Origin of the sequence: Rickettsia endosymbiont of Polydrusus tereticollis (assembly GCF_964026385.1) — a bacterium.
Taxonomy (GTDB): domain Bacteria; phylum Pseudomonadota; class Alphaproteobacteria; order Rickettsiales; family Rickettsiaceae; genus Rickettsia.
The window spans coordinates 887,002-906,105 of record NZ_OZ032142.1; the positions used below are offsets into that span (position 1 = coordinate 887,002).

Below are 19,104 nucleotides of genomic sequence, written 5' to 3' on the forward strand. Positions count from 1 at the left end.
GCGAATTATATAGTAAATTTTTATATAATTTTGCTTATTTTAAGTGTTTTTTCTGGATTCCCGCTTTCGCGGGAATGACATCAAAAATTCAATCCACGCAACAATGCCTACCGTGGCTTGACACTCATTTATCGATAGAGTACATGCCGATTAGTTCAGTTTTTCCTAAAATATGCTCTTCTATTGCCGATAGTAAATCCTGCTTGCTAGCATTTTCTTTAAGTTCAAGAAAATCTTTTAAAGCATATAATTTGAAAAAATAGCGATGAGCTTTGCCTGGAGGAGGGCAAGAACCGCCGTATTTTTTCTCGCCCCAACTATTATTAAGCGTTTTAATAGCAGCATCTATTTTTCCTTCCGACAATTTTAATGTAGATGCCGGAATATTATAAATTATCCAATGATCCCATATTCCGTGAGGAGGTGCTAGCTCTACGGGGGCATCAGGGTCATCCATAATTAAAGCAAAAGACTTCGTACCTACAGGAGCGTTCTTCCATTCTAAAGCAGGGGAAATATTTTCGCCTTTACAAGTATATTTATCAGGGATACGCTCTTTATGATTAAATGCCGTACTTATTAATTCAAAAGTCATAACTTACTCCTTTTGGTTTTGTAAGTGTTATATCCGAAATGTCATTCCCCAATAAATCGAGAACGATGTCATTCCCGCGAAAGCGGGAATCCAGAGAATATTTAAACGGATTATATAGTAAATTTCTATATAATTTTGCTTATTTTAAGTGTTTTTTCTGGATTCCCGCTTTCGCGGGAATGACACCAAAAATTTGATCCACGCAACAACGCCGCCTCGCCATGACGAATTTTTATTAATTCTTGAGTCATACAACAAAGTCGACTTGACCATGACACCTCTTGTTACCGCGAGTATTTAATTCACCACTTCCCATTGTCCATCAGGTTTACGGCACGCTTTTCCATAAGCTTTTTGTTGCTGTCCGCCTATTACGACTGTGTGAGTATATTCACGGCAATATTGACCACGATCATTTTTAAAAGTACTGGTAGGTGTGATGGCACCACGGTGACCGTTATCAGGATTACGCCACTCTACGGTATTGCCCGTAGGGGCAGCTTCTAAAGCTCTTTGAGAACTGAGTTCGGCAAGTTTTCTATCTTGCTCATCCATACCGGCTCCGATTTGACCGCCTACTAATGCACCGATTAACGCACCTGCACCGGTGGCAAATAATGCTCCTGTACCTTTACCAAATTGAGCTCCTAGTAAAGCACCGGTTGCTCCGCCGATTAACGTACCGCTACCTTGTTTATTCATGCCGCCCGGACCGGAACATGCTTGTAACACCCCACATGCTAAGATCATAACAATAAATTTAGATATTAATTTCATATAAATTACCTATTGTAAAAAGTAAGTTAAAAATTACCTTATAAAAAGATTTTTGTAAAGCTCTAATATTTATTCTAACGATTGAATTTTATATTTTCTCTGTTAGACTGCATACAACCAAATTATTTAACTTTATATCGCAAAACAACCAAAAAATATTTTATGAATACTATCAAGCAGAATAATTTAATAAAATCGGCGTCTTATTTATCATTTACGATAGCTGCGATTATCTTAATTATTAAAACTTACGGCTGGTTTATAACAAATTCGCAATCAATACTTGCCTCTTTGATTGATTCAATGCTTGATATTTCATCCTCCTTCGTTAATTTAATTGCAATACGTTTCGCTTTTCAACCTCCTGATTACCACCATCGATTCGGTCACGAAAAAGTGCAGGATTTAACAATTTTTTCACAATCAATGTTCTTTTTTGCTTCGGCTCTTTTTACCTGCTTTTCCTCATTTAAATCTTTAACGGACGGCAATTCCCCTGAGAATATTGTGTACGGCACTAACATAATGTATTTATGTATATTTCTTACTGTGATATTAGTGCTTTATCAAACATATGTAATAAAAAAAACTCATTCGGAAATTATTAAAGTCGATAAATTACATTATTTCACCGATTTGCTGACAAATATTTTAGTAATAATATCTATAAATTTAAGTAGCCATTTTTGGTTTATTGATCCGTTATTTGGCATTGTTATATCACTATATATATTTTATGCTTCTTATTCTTTATTTAAAAAAGCTTTTAAAAATTTGATTGATCAAGAATTACCGGAGGAAGATAGGCGGAAAATCATCGAGATAGTTAATAAGCATAAAAAAGTAAAAGGAATGCATGATATGAAAACCAGATATGCAGCCCACAAACCTTTTATCCAGTGTCATTTAGAACTAGACGGTAATATATCGTTATATAATGCTCATGAAATTAGCGATGAAATCCTTCTTGAAATATTAAAAGAATTTCCCGGTGCCGAGATAATAATTCACCAAGACCCTTACGGCTTAGAAGAGCAAGTTAATTATCGTGATGAGATTAAATAATTTCTTTATGCAAGAAGCACTAAAGCAAGCTAGGCTTGCTTTCGGCAAAAACGAAATTCCGGTTGGTGCAGTTATAGTTGATCGGGTAAATCAAAAAATTATTGCGGTAGCTCATAATATTACCGAAGAAAAAAATAATGCACTTTTTCATGCCGAAATTATCGCTATTAATAAAGCATGTCGGATTTTAGGCAGTAAAAATTTAATAGGTCATGATATATATGTTACTTTAGAGCCGTGTGCAATGTGTGCTAGTGCAATAGCACATAGCAGATTAAGTCGTTTATTTTACGGCACAAACGATCCTAAACAAGGAGCTATTGAGAGTAACTTACGCTTTTTTAATAGTAAAGCTTGTTTTCATAGACCGGAGATATACGGTGATATACTTGCCCTAGAGTCAAAAATATTGATGAAAAGTTTTTTTAAAAAGATTAGAGAAGGGAAATTAGAGTAATTTGGAGTTAACTACTATATCGCCTTAACCAACAGTTTTTAAGCCGCCTTTTATTTTCATATCATTTTGCTTTATTGCATAATTTATAAGCTCATCAACAATAGAATTCTTAATAGTATTTGCTATATTTTCTTCTGAATTTTTTTGGATAGTTTCGGCAGCTAACTTATCCAAGCTTATTGATTTGATATGTGCAAAATAAACTTTATTACCTATTTGAAAAACCGGCGTATTACTACCGGTTTTAGTTCTGAAAATCGATAATAATATCTCCGGAGATAAGGTTGTATCATTTTCAATTTCCGATCTTATATAGCTTTGTCGGCTTACCTCGATTCCTACTAAGTTAAGGTTTTTTATATCTTCTTGCCCCGATTTATATTCCTTTGCTAAATCTTTTATAGTTTGTAAATTAATATCGGCTAAATATTGTTTATTCCAGCTAACTGCTACTTGATTTTTGATAATAGAAAACTCCGGAATTTTTGCCGGTTGAATCGCTTTTAACTCTACTAATATAAGATAACTTTTATCTTCAGACTCTATAGGATATGATAATTCGCCTTCTGCAAGTTCAAAAATACTATCGACATTCTCGGCAATTATTTTATTTTCAATGAGTTCTTCATAACTTACGTAATTAACATTCTGCAACGGTAATTCATATTTTTCGGCAATCTCGACTAAGGTTGAGCCGGCGGCTACGTCATCTTCTAGATTTTTCGCAAGCTCCATATTAAGCATGTCAATTTTTTGACTTAGTAATAAATCATATAATTGCTTTTGTACCGCATCAAAATTCTTGTCACCGAACTCTTCTTTATTCTCATTATAAAAATCTAATAATTCTTCTTTAGTAATATTAATTTTTTTCTGTAAATTTTGATTAGATATCTTAATATAAGAAAAGCTACGTTTTTCCGGTATCTCAAATAAATTTTTGTTATTTTTATAAAAATCCTCTAATTGTTCATCACTCGGCGGAGGAATTTTTAAATCTTTCGGTTTGTTTTTCAAATTTATTTGTAACAATTCAACGTTTCTTTTTTCTGCCATATAATTAATGATGTTTTGAGTCATTACTTTAGGGACATAAAAACTTTCTAAAAAACTACTGACAAGAACATTTTTTAAAGTTTTTTCTTTGAAATTTAATAAATATTCCTCTTCATTAAGATAGGAATTTCTGAAATAAGTTTTAAAAATTCTTATATCAAAAACATCTTGTTCATTTTTAAAAACAGGCGATTCCCTAACTAATTCCGTAACGGTATTATCGCTTAAATCAAAATCATAATAATCAACTAAATAATCTAAAATATTATTATATATAAGTCCTTTCATAACTTGCTTATCGATATTTAACTGATTTATCTCTTCTTCGCTTAAATTCGTGCCCATTTGTTTTTGAATAGCATTAATTTCCATTGATTTTGCTTTCAAAAAATCTTCTCGGCTTATATTTTTGGCATGAGTAAAAGTAACGAAGTCGCCGCCGATCGCTCTAGGTAATACATCTTTAATCCCCCATCCGACAAAGGCAAAAGCAATCATGGCAAATAAAATACGCATTACAAAGCTATCGGCAGTTTTTCTAATATTATTGAGCATAAATTTTTATTTAAACATTTTAAAAGGATAGAAGTACAAATATAAAATAGTTATGAAGAGCAGTATCTGCAAGTTATTTCGTTTTAAAAACTGATTATGGAAATATTTATTAACAGTGCCTAATATAACCATGCAACTATAAGAGCTACAACAGTTACAATAGTAAATAATTGTATCCCTATAATTAGTATATTACGCAGTTTAACACAGCTTATATAATCCTCGATTACTACCCGCATACCGAGCATAGCATGATAGAAAGACATTAGTATAAAAATAGTTATAGCTACTATATTATATGGTTTTTTTAGATTATCGATAAAAGTAGTTAAATCTTTACCGCTATGGTATTTTATAAAAACTACCGACCAAATCGAACATATAACTAAAATAATGCCGGTTATTCTCTGCATTAACCAATGATGTGAACCGGTTTTTGCAGAGCCGAGACCTTTAGCTTTTGCAATATCTGTTTTTAAATTATATGACATTTTATATCCACAATAATATTGTCATTACTACTGAAGCTATAACCACGCACCAGCCGGTAATGTTAATCGCTTTTATAGAAAAGCCGTAACCGCTATCCCAAAATAAATGACGAATACCGTTACACAAATGATAAAACCATGAAAAAGTAACTAATATTAAACAAATTTTAATAATACAGCTATTAGCAAGCTGCAAATAACTATTATCGAATTCACTAAATCTCCATAAAATTACTCCCCACGCTAATATTGAAAGAGCAAAAAATAAGCCTATTCCTGTCATGCGATGCATAATTGATAAAACGGAACTTATTTGCGGTTTATATATTGTTAAATGAGGGGAGGTAGGTCTATTATCATAAACTTCTTGCTTTGTTTTTGTCATATTATACTCTTTGTGACCTTGTTGTGTGGCTACCGGAAGCGTTATTGCGAAGAGGCATTGGCGTTGGTTGCATGGCTTGAAAAAAGTGCTGTATGTCATTCCCGCGAAAGCGGGAATCCAGAGAATATTTAAACGAATTATATAGTAAATTTTTATATAATTTTGCTTATTTTAAGTGTTTTTTCTGGATTCCCGCTTTTAGCTAGAATGACATCAAAAATTTGAGCCATGCAACAACGCCAGCCACTTCGTGGCTTCGCACGGATTAATTTTTTGAGTCATGCAACGATGTCTCTCTTTGTAACCAATGCCCTTCTGCAGGGGTTAAGTCGCTTGCTACCGCTCTTCTATCATCGAAAACAAAACACTCTCCTTGCCATAAATTATTTTTATTTTGAGTATCTTCTAAATATTGTAATATTCCGCCTTTTAAATGATATACATCGGTAAAGCCTAAATTTTTTAGTAAACTGGTGGATTTTTCACATCTAATGCCGCCGGTGCAATACATAGCAATTTTTTTCCCGGCGAGAATATCTTTATTTTGTTCTACCCATGCCGGAAATTGCTTAAATGTTTCCGTATGCGGGTTAATAGCAGATTTAAACTTTCCAACTTCTACTTCATAGTTGTTGCGTGTATCAATTACTATAACATTTTCCTTGGTAATGAAATCATCCCAGTTTTTAGGTTCAATATATTCGCCTTTTAATTCGTCTATATTTAGCCTGCCGGCTGCCATAGCCACAATTTCTTTCTTGAGCTTTACTTTTAACTTTTGAAAAGGATGAATATCGCTATAATTTATTTTAATATTAACGTCTTTAGCCTTGGTCAATTTTGTAATTTCTTCAAGGATAATTTGAACGTTTTCATGAGAACCGGAAATTGAACCGTTAAAACCTTCGTGCGATACAAGAATAGTGCCTTTTACATATTTCCTTTTACCGATAAGTAAAAGCTTAGCTATTAAAAACTCCGGCTCTTCTATATTAACAAAACTATAAAAACTTAAAATTGCTATCATAATTAATTAACGTTAAATTTATATTAGGGTTTAAGGTCATTGTTGTAAGGCGTTGTTGCATAATATGCTTGAACCGTCATTGCTCAGCACTGCCGGCGTTGTTGCCGTGGCTCCCAGAATCGTCATGGCGAGCGACTGAAAACGTTGCTATGTGGCTCGATAAAAGCAGCAGTATGTCATTCCCGCGAAGGCGGGAATCCAGAAAAAACACTTAAAATAAGCAAAATTATATAAAAATTTACTATATAATTCGCTTAAATATTTTCTGGATTCCCGCCTTCGCGGGAATGACATCAAAAATTCGAGCCAGGCAACAAAGCCAATGCCACCTCGCAATAACGTTTTTCTAGTCGCTATTTATCAACAAAGGTATAAACATACTAGTACTACCTCTTTCAATTAAAAGTAAAATATTTGACTTTGTAGCATTTTTGGCAGCTTCGTATAATTTTTCTAATCCATTAACATCGACGATATCTTCTTGATTAACGGCTAATATTAAATCACCGACTTTAAAAGCGTTTCCTCCTTGGGTATTTTCTTCTTGTTCTTCCAAGATATTAGTAATAATAACGCCTGATTTATCTTTAGAAATAGCAAACTTTTCTCTTAATTTATCAGTTAAATTGCTAAAAGTAATATTATTTTTTACAATAGATAGATTGTTTCCTTCTTCACCTTCAATAACTTTTTTATCATTATCTTCTGTTGTTTCTTTTATTATTTCTTCGTTATCAACAGTAACCTTAGTTGCTAATTCTAGGTTTTTGCCGCCACGTATTACCTTAATTTTCACTTCTTGGTCAATTGGCGTTTCGGCAACTATTACTCGTAACTTTCTAGTATTTTTAACCGCTTGACCGGCAAATTCTATTATTACGTCACCGGGTTTTATTCCTGCTTTATCTCCTGATCCGCCTTCTTGTACTTTTGCAACTATTACCCCGTTAGTATCTTTTAATTCAAGCCCTGCGGCGATTTCATCCGTTAAATCTTGAATTACTATCCCAAGACGCCCACGGCTAACTTTACCGTCTTTTTTTAACCTTTCTATAATAGGCTTTGCAGTGTTGGAAGGAATAGCAAAACCTATCCCGATATTAGTACCGAGTGGTGAGAAAATAGCGGTATTTACCCCTATTACTTCTTGCTCAAGGTTAAACATCGGACCGCCTGAATTGCCGTTATTAATTGCTGCATCGGTTTGAATAAAGTTATCTACTATATTATTGGTATCTATGTCGATATCTCGACCTTTTGACGATATAATACCGGCAGTTACGGTACCGCCGAGATTGCCGAAAGGATTGCCTATCGCAATAATCCAATCGCCTACCCTGGCTTTATTCGAATCTCCAAACTCAACAAAAGGTAACGGGTCAGGAAATTCTACTTTCAACAGGGCTAAATCGGTTTTGGTGTCACTACCTATTATTTTAGCCGATAGCTCGGTATTATCGGCTAGCTTAACGCTAATTTTATTTACGTTGGCAATTACATGATAGTTAGTAACGATCAGACCGCTAGGGTCAATAATAAAACCGGAACCCAAAGGAACAGATTTAGGAGCTGAATCAACTTCTTCTAAATTAAGAGGAATATTTAAGCGTTCTAAAAATTCATTAATCCAATCTAACGGATTTTTTTCACGCAAAGGCTCTTTATCATTAGATTCGGATTTATTATTTATATATTCAATAGTCGATATATTTACTACGGCAGGTATCAACGGTTCAACTATATCGGCAAAGCTATAACGTGCTGATTCGTTAATTTTTAACGGCACGGAACTTATTTCAGTAAAATCATTTTCTATCGTTTTGGAATTTTTTTCCGCTAATACGTGACTGTTTAGAATCAAACTTAAACAAAAGATAATGTATTTAAGATTTAGTATATTACTCATAAATGAAAAGTTGTCATACCGTGGCTTGACCACGGTATCTAGTCTTTTTTTAAGATATTTTCTGGATTCCCGCCTACGCGGGAATGACATCAAAAATTCGAGCCGGGCAACAACGCTGATCAAGTCACGGGGTAACGGTCTCCAATTCTTGAAAGATGAATAGTATAACATATTCACAATATTTATTTCGATAAGTTCAAATATTTTAACAGTTCCGAGTCAGGCGAAACTACAAATACAGTATCTTCCTTCTTTAAAGAATTTTTATATACTATAAGTGATTTGTAAAATTTGTAAAATTCCGGATCGATAGAGTAAGCGGCATTATATATTTTCGCAGCTTTCTCGTCCCCTTCACCCTTAATGATTTGTGAATCTCTGTAAGCCGTGGCTAATAATATCTTACTTTCTTTATCAGCCCTTGAACGAATACGCACACCTTCCTCTTGTCCTTCGGCTCTAATTTGTGTGGCCTCTTTTTCACGAGCAGTTTGCATACGGCGATAAATAGCAGCACTATTTTCTTTCGGTAAATCCGCTCTTAATATTCTGACGTCAATTACATCAATGCCGAAATTTTTTGCTTCCTCGTTCACTTGATTTAAAATATTAAACATTACGTTAGTGCGTTCCGTGGTAAGAAGGTTACTTAGGGATACTTTACCGATCACTTTACGCATTGAGGACTCTAAATTTCTAGTAAGCCTTATTTTAACGCCTTGATAATTATGTACTGTTTTATAAAACATTACCGGATTATTAATACGGAATTTGGCATAAGCGTCGACAATAACCCTTTTTCCATCAGCTGCCGTTAGTTCCTTTGATTCTACTTCGACATCCAAAATACGCTTATCAAAAAACTCTACATTCTGAATAAACGGAATTTTAATATGTAAGCCAGGAGCTTCTATAGTTCTTACTGCTTCACCGAATTGGAATACCACGGCTAATTGACGTTGATCAACAGAAAATAACGAGCTAGAAATTAATATTAGTCCGCAAATAATCGCAAAAATTAAGTAATAAATTTTTTTCATCTAGTATCCCTTTAGTATTCTTTATTGTTTTTTGAATTCCGTATACTTGTCCGTCATTATGAGCATTGCCCGCATGGATCGTTAAACGTCATTGCGAGGAGGCATTTTTGCCGACACGGTAATCCATCAACATCACCTATGTCATTCTAGCTAAAGGCGGGAATCTAGAAAAAACACTTAAAATAAACAAAATTATATAAAATTTTACTATATAATTCGCTTAAATATTCTCTGGATTCCCGCCTTCGCGGGAATGACATACAGCACTTTTTTTGAGCCATGCAACAACACAGGTACAAGCCACGGCATGACACCGAACGCTTTGCAAAAAATTCGATCCACGCAACAACGCCGCCTCGCCATGCTTTCAATTACCCATAAGTCATTTTCATTGCAATATTAAATCCTAACCTAAGGTCAACCAACCTAGACAACCCTCTCCACATTACTATATTCCCAGGAGGTGGGTCTAATGCTCTGTTCATATACCCGCCAAGCCTGGCTATCTTGGTTAAGTAATAAGAAAGAGTTTTGTTTTGTATGTTATCACTAGCTTTATTATTGGGCAAGGCATTAATTAGGGTAATTTCTTCATCTGTTAGAGCTAATTCTGGTGGTGCATTAGGTGTACACCTATTCATCATAGTCATCCAAAAAATTCTCCAACTTACTATACAGAATATAGCAATAATATTATTCAGGCGTGCCTCTGTCCTGAGTTTTAATGATTCAACTCTGCAACCGGACTTGAGTATTTTATGAAAAGTTTCTATTTTCCATCTTAAGGCATACCAATCGAGTTTTTCAATGGCTTCATCTATTGTTGTAACAGGTAAATCTGTAACAAGCTTCCATATTATTTTTTCTCTACTAGTTGGCGTTTCTTTTTCTATTGCATGGATGATTGTGAGTAGTAATGCTGGATATTTCTTCTGCTTAATACCAACAGGAGGAAGTATTTTTATATTCTGATATCTGATTTCTAAGGCCACTTCTATCATACTACCATCCGAGCTCTTGATCGCAATATTGTGCAATCCATTGATTTTTACCGTATTCATTTTATTAGTAATAGTACGAGAGCCATCTTCAATTAACCGATCCTGACAAATTCTGACAAGAAAATGCGTATCAAATTCTTTCGCTATTACAAATAATTCATAAATGTCACTTTCCCTATCCCCAATATGAACACATCTCTGTGGTGCCTTCAGTAGAACAGTCGATTGTGTCAAATTTTCTAGCCAGCGATAACTTTCTTTTTCTTCAATAGGTAATCTGGTATAGTTAATACGTTTTTTTAATTCATTAGTTCCTTTAAATTGCTTGCGTGTCCAAAACTTGATGGCACAAAGACCTAGTGGTAAACCATTGTCAGTTATTGCTAAACTTGAATGCATTAAAATACCACATTTTTTATGCAAGATAGGTCTACCCATTATATCCTTACCTGTATGGATGTTTTGAGTCCAGCCTATATCTTCAGCTTTTATTCTATTATATGAAAACTCTGTAGTGTCCTGAAGTACAAGTATCTTTCCTTCTTTATGAGCTGATACACGTTCTTTTGTAATCCGGAAATGTCCTTCTAATATCTCTTGTGTGCTTACCTTATCATTTGACAGAAATCTATATGCAGCTTTAGTATTTGCCCAGTCTTGACAGGCAAGAGGTATAGTTTGACCTAAACTGTTCCATATCTGTTCAAGTAGTTTTCTAAAACGTTGCTGTAAACGCTTATCCTTAAAACCATTACCTGCACTATCGCTATCTAACCACTTCTTCTGACCATGGTTTCTTACTACCTTACTTAATTCTGCTTGTGTTGAAAATTTATTTCTTGGCATTATTTACTCATAAATTTTTTCCTATTGTATATTATTTTATAACTTATGGGTAATTGAAAGCTCGCCATGACGGTTACCGGCTTTTTTCGCCTATCCTTAAACTAACATCGTCTATACACAAACGCCTTAATTCCCGGAAGGTTTAATAGCCATGTGGGGTAAAAGGTTATTATTGATAATCGTTTTATTTGCTCCTGTTAAAACTTCTTCTGCCGTTTCTAGGTATAAGCGGTCTCTAGTTAATTGCTTGTTCATCGCATATTGCTTATAAATAGCGTTAAATCTTTGGCTATCCCCTTCGGCTTTTGAAATTATTTCTGCTTTATAAGCTTCTGCTTCTTGGAAAATTTTTGCGGCAAGCCCACGTGCTTCCGGCAAAATTTTATTATTATAAGCTTGAGCTTGGTTTATTTCTCTTTCTTTATCGGCTTTGGATGTTTGTACGTCTCTATAAGCGTCTATTACCTCGGCCGGCGGTTCAGCTTTTAACAATTGTACCATTTCAATAGTAACGCCCGCATTATAGCTATCTAAGATTTTTTGTGCTAAAGTCTCAATTTTATAAGTAATTTCCTGTTTTTGATCGGATAATACCCAAGAAATAGGAGTATTGCCGATCACTTCCCTAACAGCACTTTCAACGGTAGCTTTGACTGATTCCTCAGGTCTTAATATATTAAAGCTAAATTTTTCTAGATCGCTGATATGCCACATTACATCACAATTTAAAGCAACAATATTTTCATCGCCCGTTAGCATAATACTTTCGCCGGCAACATTTTTAGTATTATCATTGCTGTTTTTACCTAAATTGCTTGTTCGATAACCGATTTCAATCCTACGAGATTGATTAACTTTTTCTATTATTACCGTTTCAATTGGTGTAGGCAACCGATAATTAAGACCGGGAAACCCTTTGCGTACAAAGCGTCCGAATCTTATTACGGCAGCTTCCTCTCCTTCCTTTACTTCATAAATACCGGAGGCAAGCCACAGAGCTAAAAGTGCAAATATCGCTAAAATTATAGCTTTACTACTAAAATTAAAGTTAAAGTTAAATTTATTAAAATCAAATTGATTTTTCCGTGGTCTTGTGAATATGTTATTATCATTATTATCTTCAAAATCTTTCCAAGGAGATTTTTTGAAAATTTGAATATATTTTTTGTTAAACATTTTTTTTGTATATTTGAAATATATTAAGAATGCGAATTTTATTATTATATATACTATACTAATTAAGGTCAATAAGCTATGAACTAAATATAAGATTAAAAAATATGACTGACTTACTTAAACAACAAATTTTTAATAAACTCCAAAATATTATATTTAAAGACGGCACTAACTTAACCGATATTATATCAAATATAATTATTAAAGGTCAAAATATAGGTTTTTCAATTGATATCTCTGAACAAAATCAAGAAGAAGCACAGGAAATAAAAGTTAAGGCGATAGATAAACTTAGTGAAATTGCCGGTATCGGCAAAATAACAATTATTTTTACCAGTAGCAAAAGCCTAGATAAAAAACCTCAAAATATAAAAAATTCTCCGCAAAAAGCTAAACATTTTATAGAGAATGTAAAAAAAGTAATATTAGTTGCTTCGGGCAAGGGCGGCGTCGGTAAATCTACCGTTGCTGCCTTAATTGCCGAGCAATTAAACAAGGAAGGGCATCGAGTCGGTATAGTCGATGCGGATATTTACGGACCGTCAATCCCGCAGATATTCGGTATTAATGAGGTGCCGCAAACAATCAATCAGCGAATAATTCCTTTAATATCACGTAATATTCAAATTATCTCTATCGGCTTTTTTGTTAAAGATTATTCCGCAATTATTTGGCGTGGACCGATGGCTAGCAAAACTATCTATCAATTATTATCGGTAACTAAATGGGATAATCTCGATTATTTAATTATTGATATGCCCCCGGGTACCGGCGATATTCATTTGAGTATTTTAGAAAATTATCATTTAAACGGTGTTATAATTGTCACCACTCCGCAAAAAATGTCGCAAATAGATGTAATTCGTTCTATCGATTTATATCAAAAGCTGAGCCTATCTATTCTGGGCATTATTGAAAATATGAGTTATTTAAGCGATCCATCTTCCGGGAAAATTTTAAATATATTTGACGGTAATAGCGGTAAATATTTCTCGGATAAATATAATATACCTTTAATCCATAAAATACCGATTATGCCGGAATTGGCAAATGCCTGCGATAAGGGCTTGCGGCTGACGGATATAATAAATTTACCCGGACTTCATTTATAATAAGTAATCGTGGCGTGAATACCAAAATCGTCATTGCGAGGAGGCATTGTTGCATGGATATCCCAAACGTCATTGCGAAGCCACGAAGGCGTTGTTGCATGGCTCGAAAAACGACTCCAATGTCATACCGTGGCTTGACCACGGTATCCAGAAAAAACCTTAACAAAAAGACTGGATGCCGTGATCAAGTCACGGCATGACACAGCCTTTTCTTTAACGTTCGTACAACAAAGGGTCAAGCCACGGTATGACACCGTACTTGTAATACCATAATACGATAACTATGATCCACGCAACAATGCCCGCTCGCAATGACGAGTTTGGGCATTTCTAGAGCCATGCAATAACGCCGGTAGCATTAGACCAATAGAGCATTAGCGGCAAATTTTTCTATCGTTGGAGCAAATAAAACTTCCAACTCTTTTCTAATTTCTTCTTTATCTTCTATCTTTTTATTGTCTTTATTTAAAACTATCTCACCGCTAGCTACATGAGTCATTACGGCATCGATAATTGCCTTTTTGTCATGTTTGCCGTCCATATATTTTAAAGCAAATTTTTCAAAGAAATTAACACCTATCGGCTCATGTTTCAAATTTGTCACCCACATAGCCGGACTATTACTAACTTGATATGACACAAATTTTGATGTTTTAGGCTTATCAAGGTTCGGCGCACTTCTCTGTTTTTGCATGGTAATATTAATATAACCTTGTAATACTAACTTCATGGCATTATTTAAAAGCTCGGCTTTTATTTCATTTAATTTAGTATTATGCAATTTTTTATTAGCTTCAGACGTGATTTTTTCAAAACTTAGCGGGTTATTAATATTTTCGCTAAAGCTATAAAGAATAGCTTTCATATAAGGTGAGGAAGTCGATAAGTTAGATTCTTTATTACCGTTTAAAAAGAATTTTAAAGATTCGGCGGAATTATTAAGATCGACCTCGGCAAGAGGTTTTTCCGGCACTATATTAAAGACTAGATTGAATTTAGTAATATCGTCATTATTGATATTTCTATTTAATTTAACGTTATTATGACATAATAAGGTAGTTCTAAAACGGCGATTAGTAATAAAATCCATATATTGCTCGGTTCTTACTATATCATTCACCGCTTGGAGCTTTTCAGCAACTTTTGGCGGCATATTACCGAGATACATAGTTGATATGTTACAATCACTTAAATATTGTAAATCATGTTTTTTAGCTTCATCCATAAATTCATGAAAGTAAAACTGGGCGTTATCTTCTTCTAAATGGTCATGACGTAAATAATGATCGCTTTGTTTAGCAAGTAATCCCGCTTCGTTTTTTAATACTTCAGCATAAGGAGTTTTAGAATTTTCTAAACTATCTTTAACAAATTCAAGTAACAACCTAGATTGAGCGACTTTATCTTGTACATTTGGAAATGAACTTGAATGATAAAGCATCATATCTCTAATGGTGCGTACCATATTCCAGCCGGGCAGAGTATTATAGCTAATATAGGCTATACCGTTTTCACTTAAATTTTTATTGCAGACTTCAAAAATTTTATCTCTAACAAATTTCGGTACCCAAGAAATTACGCCGTGGCAAATAATATAATCAAATTTACCGAAAGACTTGTCAATATCGGTTATAGAACAATGATGAAATTCTATATTCTTAAGCCCAAGCCCTGCTTTGTGCTTGTTTGCTTCATCAATTTGTACTTTAGATAAATCAACACCGACAAAATGAGCTTTAGGATAATTAACGGCATGCGGTATTAAATTACCGCCGGCTGCACAACCGAGTTCTAAAACTTTGGCGGTTTCTAGCGGCGGCGGAGTCATACCGAATAATGTAGCAAGAGTAGTTAAATGATAAGGATTAGTTAGTGCATACGGATAGCTTTCATACGGCACTTCGTCATAAGTATTGGCTGGAGTTGCAAGTTTTACGTTCATAGTTCTTCCTTGTAAATTGATAAATTAAAGTTACTTGTCATATTGTGATGTATTGTTACATGGAACGAATTTTCTATGTCATTCCCGCGAAGGCGGGAATCCAGAAAGTATTTAAGCAAATCTATATAGTAAATTTTTATATAATTTTGTTTATTTTAAGTGTTTTTTCTGGATTCCCGCCTTCGCGGGAATGACATAGAAAACTCGTTCCATGTAACAATGCCAAGAGATGCCTCGCCATGACGATTTGGGTATCCACGCAACAATGCCTCGCGGGAATGACATCAAAATTCCTATACAGGTATGACAGCGTCACTTAAGTATATTACATCAAAAATTTCTAAATTGGCAACTTATAAGTAAATCCTATACCAAATTCTCCGACACCTATAGTTTTTTTGATAGGATTTGCCGGTGCGAATTGCTGAGTTTGAATATTTAGGGTATCGTAATTAATTTTTACGTTTTGAACTACTTGCAATTTTGCGGCTAAATCAATGCTAAAATTTGGAGTTACATATTTTGAAACACCAAGACCGGCTTGCCAAGCAAAGCAATTAGTGTGAGTTCTTCTTACTTTAAAATATTCCGTATTCATTAAATCCCATCTGGAAGAAGTCGGTTTAACTTTCACCTGTGCTATGCCTGCACCGAATATTACAAAAGGAGTAAGGCTTTTTACTTCCTGAAAATCATAGATAAGATTTACCATATATATATTAGATACTACTCTAGTTTTACCCGGTGTTTTCGGAATAGATAAACCGTTACTTAAATCTTGCTGCGGTAATACGTAATGAAGGCGATATTTCGGCTGATAGGTTGCCGAAAATTCAATAGCCATTTGCGGATAAAAAATATAGCCTATTTTACCGCTATACATACCCGATCTTTTTAAAGTAATAGCGGTATTAGAGCTTTTGTGACGAAATTTACTAACGACCGGCTCCACTATTCCGCCCTCCGCTCCTATATATAAAGATCTTTGATTAACCTCTTCTTCTTGTGCGTATGCAACCGAAGTAATAACAACAAAATAATAAATACAAATTACAGTAAATATTTTAGATAATTTAATCATAAAAACAGACTTAAAAAAAAGCCTATTATATATCGGCTTTAGGTACGGTCAACTAAAATTCTACGCCGATTTTTTAATTTTTTTAGCAATAGATACGATAACTCCTAAAATTAATAAGGTAATTGTAACAATAAGAGAAATAAAGGGCTGAATTTCCATAAAAGGATGAATAAATATTTTGATGCCGATAAATATTAATATTAAAGCTAAAGAGTATTTTATATATCTAAATCTTTCTACAATATTTGCTAAGCAAAAAAACAACGCTCTAAGCCCTAAAATAGCAAAAATATTTGAAGTATAAATTATATAAGGGTTATTTGTAATAGCAAATATTGCCGGAATACTATCGATAGCAAATACTAAATCTATAATTTCTATAAGTAGTAACGATACGAAAAGAGGAGTAACGTATAATTTTTTATCTAGAGTAATAAAAAATTTACCACCTGCAAGTTTAGGCGTAATATTTAAACGCTTTGTTAGCACTCCATAAATGTAGGAGTTTTGGATATCAAAAGTTTTGTGCGATATATAGAAAGTTTTTACGCCGGTAATAATCAGTATTACGGCAAAAATATATAATATCCAAGAAAATTTAGCTATGATAATAATGCCGCCGTAAATCAGAATAGCCCGAAAGACTATTACGCCGATTATACCTAAAAATAACACCCGATGTTAATAGTTAGAAGGGATAGAAAAAAATTGAAAAATCATCGAGATAATAAAAACATTATCAAGCGACATTGCTTTTTCAATTAAAAAACAGGTGAAATATTCTTTAGTGCTATCTCCTCCCATAGCGTAAAAAATATACACGCCGAATAGGCATGCTATCGTAAAATAAAAAAGACTAAAAAGTAAACTTTGCTTGAAGCTCATCACATTATTTTTGCGATGTATAAACCCGAGATCAAAAATCAATAAGGTCAAAATTACAGTGCAAAAAACAATCCAAGTCAAAATTTATCCTCTATTAAGGTTTAGATATCATTCCCGTTTTTATGTCATTCCTAGCTACGGCGGGCGTTGTTGTGTGATTCCCAGAATCGTCATGGCGAGGTGCCTCTTGGCGTCGTTGCATGGCTCGAATTTTTGATGTCATTCCCGCGTAGGCGGGAATCCAGAAAAAACACTTAAAATAAGCAAAATTATATAAAAATTTACTATATAATTCGCTTAAATATTCTCTGGATTCCCGCCTACGCGGGAATGACATAAGGAGCATAAGAGTGATATCAACCTCATCAAGCATTGCCTATTTGTGCAGCAAAATGTACTTCATCTATTCCTAAATGCTTTAATGCATCAGACCATTTATTTTCAGGATGATCCGCAAAAATAAAATCTTTATCACAATCCATTATCAGCCATAAATTATTTTCTAGCTCTTGTTCAAGCTGCCCGGCTTTCCATGCTGTATAACCTACGATAAATAAGCTATCTTTAGGTCCTTTACCGAAAGCTATATCCTCTGAAATTTCCGAATTAGAACTTACCGCTAAATCGTTTTGAAACTGCAACAGCAAATTTTTATCATAATCATTTGAATGAAGGAAAAACCCCCTTTCATGTTCGACCGGTCCACCGAGATATATCGGTATCATGACATTATCGTCTATTGCATCACTTTTTATTTTAAAAAATGATTTAAATTCTATATAATTTACTAAACGATTAAATATTAGCCCTATCGCTCCTTCCTTTGTATGAGATAGCATATAAATTAAAGATTTATGGAACATCCCTTCTTTAATGACATAAGGCGTAGCAACTAAGGTCTTACCCGATAAATTATAAAAAACCTTCTCACTCATAATAATTTAATTTCTTTATTTTAATTTAGCTCATTTGATTATAATATATATGCAATAGACTAAATTATTCAATAGAAGTTAATAATATTATCGTTTATATTTATAGTGTGTTGTATACTACGCAAACACGGACGGTGCCATACCTTGGCTTGTACCTGTGTTGTAGGAACGTTAAAGAAAAGGCTGTGTCATTCTAGTTCCTTGATCACGGCATCCAGTCTTTTTATTAAGGTTTTTTCTGGATACCGTGGTCAAGCCACGGTATGACATTGAAACCATTTTTAGAGCCATACAACAACACCATTAGCGTGTGGAAATGACATAGAAGCCCTGCATAACAAAAATAAATTATATCAAAATGAATGAAACAATTACCCTTAAAATAATTACGCCTATAAATATTGTCTTTGAAGCCAAGACCAAAATGGTGACAATGCCGGGGGAGGAAGGTATATTTGGCGTACTACCTAATCACGCTCCTTTAATAGCTAGTTTAAAACCGGGGTTAGTAAAGATTTTTATAAATAACCTTAGCGAGCAAGATACTATTTATTTTATTTATAAAGGTATGGCGGAAGTAACCGGTATAGAGGTTAATATAGTAACTGAATTTGCTGTCAATGTTACAAAGCTTAGTCAAGTTGAGATATCGGAAGAAATAGCTAATCTTAAAAATAATATAAATAATGAAACAAATACTACGAAAATAAATATTATTAAAACTGATCTTATCAAATACGAATCACTATTAACCTGCCTTAAAGATAAGTAA

19 protein-coding genes and 2 pseudogenes are annotated in these 19,104 nt (G+C 33.9%); 5 read left to right on the forward strand and 16 right to left on the reverse strand.

Annotated elements, in window-relative coordinates; all coding sequences use genetic code 11:
* Positions 1–124: 124 nt before the first annotated feature.
* From AAGD48_RS04180 to AAGD48_RS04190, 3 genes are all read right to left on the reverse strand, one after another.
* A complete protein-coding gene (locus tag AAGD48_RS04180; RefSeq protein ID WP_341790550.1) occupies positions 125–595 on the reverse strand; it encodes a YbhB/YbcL family Raf kinase inhibitor-like protein in 471 nt (156 codons plus the stop codon).
* Positions 596–720: 125 nt separating this feature from the next.
* A complete protein-coding gene (locus tag AAGD48_RS04185) occupies positions 721–846 on the reverse strand; it encodes a hypothetical protein (RefSeq protein WP_341790551.1) in 126 nt (41 codons plus the stop codon).
* Positions 847–892: 46 nt separating this feature from the next.
* On the reverse strand, positions 893–1,372 hold the full coding sequence (locus tag AAGD48_RS04190; RefSeq protein ID WP_341790552.1) for an RT0821/Lpp0805 family surface protein: 480 nt from the start codon (positions 1,370–1,372) through the stop codon (positions 893–895).
* A gap of 162 nt (positions 1,373–1,534) precedes the next feature.
* On the opposite strand from AAGD48_RS04190, the gene AAGD48_RS04195 reads away from it, so the two are divergent.
* Both AAGD48_RS04195 and AAGD48_RS04200 read left to right on the forward strand, forming a co-directional pair.
* Entirely contained in the window at positions 1,535–2,437 is a 903-nt protein-coding gene (locus tag AAGD48_RS04195; RefSeq protein WP_341790553.1) for a cation diffusion facilitator family transporter, read from the forward strand.
* Positions 2,424–2,894, forward strand: coding sequence for a nucleoside deaminase (locus AAGD48_RS04200; RefSeq protein WP_341790554.1), 471 nt, complete (start codon positions 2,424–2,426; stop codon positions 2,892–2,894). Before AAGD48_RS04195 ends, AAGD48_RS04200 begins: the two co-directional genes overlap by 14 nt.
* Before the next feature lie 24 nt (positions 2,895–2,918).
* Here AAGD48_RS04200 and AAGD48_RS04205 read toward each other — a convergent pair whose 3' ends face one another.
* The 6 genes from AAGD48_RS04205 to hflC form a co-directional block, all read right to left on the reverse strand.
* Positions 2,919–4,505: a SurA N-terminal domain-containing protein gene (locus AAGD48_RS04205; protein ID WP_341790555.1), complete on the reverse strand. Its 1,587-nt coding sequence runs from the start codon at positions 4,503–4,505 to the stop codon at positions 2,919–2,921.
* Positions 4,506–4,624: 119 nt separating this feature from the next.
* A complete protein-coding gene (gene sdhD, locus AAGD48_RS04210; RefSeq protein WP_341790556.1) occupies positions 4,625–4,996 on the reverse strand; it encodes a succinate dehydrogenase, hydrophobic membrane anchor protein in 372 nt (123 codons plus the stop codon).
* Position 4,997: 1 nt separating this feature from the next.
* The gene (sdhC, locus tag AAGD48_RS04215; protein WP_341790730.1) at positions 4,998–5,381 is read right to left on the reverse strand and encodes a succinate dehydrogenase, cytochrome b556 subunit; all 384 of its coding nucleotides are present in this window, start codon (positions 5,379–5,381) and stop codon (positions 4,998–5,000) included.
* 265 nt (positions 5,382–5,646) lie between these two features.
* A complete protein-coding gene (locus tag AAGD48_RS04220; RefSeq protein WP_341790557.1) occupies positions 5,647–6,408 on the reverse strand; it encodes a rhodanese-like domain-containing protein in 762 nt (253 codons plus the stop codon).
* 346 nt (positions 6,409–6,754) lie between these two features.
* On the reverse strand, positions 6,755–8,305 hold the full coding sequence (locus AAGD48_RS04225) for a Do family serine endopeptidase (RefSeq protein WP_341790731.1): 1,551 nt from the start codon (positions 8,303–8,305) through the stop codon (positions 6,755–6,757).
* 191 nt (positions 8,306–8,496) lie between these two features.
* Positions 8,497–9,354: a protease modulator HflC gene (hflC, locus tag AAGD48_RS04230; RefSeq protein ID WP_341790558.1), complete on the reverse strand. Its 858-nt coding sequence runs from the start codon at positions 9,352–9,354 to the stop codon at positions 8,497–8,499.
* 253 nt (positions 9,355–9,607) lie between these two features.
* Here hflC and AAGD48_RS04235 point away from each other — a divergent pair, with 253 nt between their 5' ends.
* Positions 9,608–9,757 carry a hypothetical protein gene (locus tag AAGD48_RS04235; protein ID WP_341790559.1) on the forward strand — a complete coding sequence of 50 codons (150 nt, stop codon included), beginning with the start codon at positions 9,608–9,610 and terminating at the stop codon, positions 9,755–9,757.
* Here AAGD48_RS04235 and AAGD48_RS04240 read toward each other — a convergent pair.
* A complete protein-coding gene (locus AAGD48_RS04240) occupies positions 9,726–11,201 on the reverse strand; it encodes an IS4 family transposase (RefSeq protein WP_341789378.1) in 1,476 nt (491 codons plus the stop codon). The genes AAGD48_RS04235 and AAGD48_RS04240 overlap by 32 nt on opposite strands.
* Positions 11,202–11,327: 126 nt before the next feature.
* The gene (gene hflK, locus AAGD48_RS04245) at positions 11,328–12,377 is read right to left on the reverse strand and encodes an FtsH protease activity modulator HflK (protein WP_341790560.1); all 1,050 of its coding nucleotides are present in this window, start codon (positions 12,375–12,377) and stop codon (positions 11,328–11,330) included.
* A gap of 104 nt (positions 12,378–12,481) precedes the next feature.
* Here hflK and AAGD48_RS04250 point away from each other — a divergent pair, with 104 nt between their 5' ends.
* Entirely contained in the window at positions 12,482–13,489 is a 1,008-nt protein-coding gene (locus tag AAGD48_RS04250; protein WP_341790561.1) for an Mrp/NBP35 family ATP-binding protein, read from the forward strand.
* 358 nt (positions 13,490–13,847) lie between these two features.
* Here AAGD48_RS04250 and AAGD48_RS04255 read toward each other — a convergent pair.
* From AAGD48_RS04255 to AAGD48_RS04275, 5 genes and pseudogenes are all read right to left on the reverse strand, one after another.
* A pseudogene (locus tag AAGD48_RS04255) lies at positions 13,848–15,404 on the reverse strand (methyltransferase regulatory domain-containing protein); the annotation flags it as partial.
* A gap of 367 nt (positions 15,405–15,771) precedes the next feature.
* On the reverse strand, positions 15,772–16,512 hold the full coding sequence (locus AAGD48_RS04260; RefSeq protein ID WP_341790562.1) for an outer membrane beta-barrel protein: 741 nt from the start codon (positions 16,510–16,512) through the stop codon (positions 15,772–15,774).
* Between the two features lie 60 nt (positions 16,513–16,572).
* A pseudogene (locus AAGD48_RS04265) lies at positions 16,573–17,478 on the reverse strand (TerC/Alx family metal homeostasis membrane protein).
* A gap of 13 nt (positions 17,479–17,491) precedes the next feature.
* Entirely contained in the window at positions 17,492–17,620 is a 129-nt protein-coding gene (locus AAGD48_RS04270) for a hypothetical protein (protein ID WP_341790563.1), read from the reverse strand.
* 142 nt (positions 17,621–17,762) lie between these two features.
* Positions 17,763–18,332, reverse strand: coding sequence for a YqgE/AlgH family protein (locus tag AAGD48_RS04275; protein ID WP_341790564.1), 570 nt, complete (start codon positions 18,330–18,332; stop codon positions 17,763–17,765).
* Between the two features lie 358 nt (positions 18,333–18,690).
* Here AAGD48_RS04275 and AAGD48_RS04280 point away from each other — a divergent pair, with 358 nt between their 5' ends.
* Positions 18,691–19,104: a F0F1 ATP synthase subunit epsilon gene (locus tag AAGD48_RS04280; protein WP_341790565.1), complete on the forward strand. Its 414-nt coding sequence runs from the start codon at positions 18,691–18,693 to the stop codon at positions 19,102–19,104.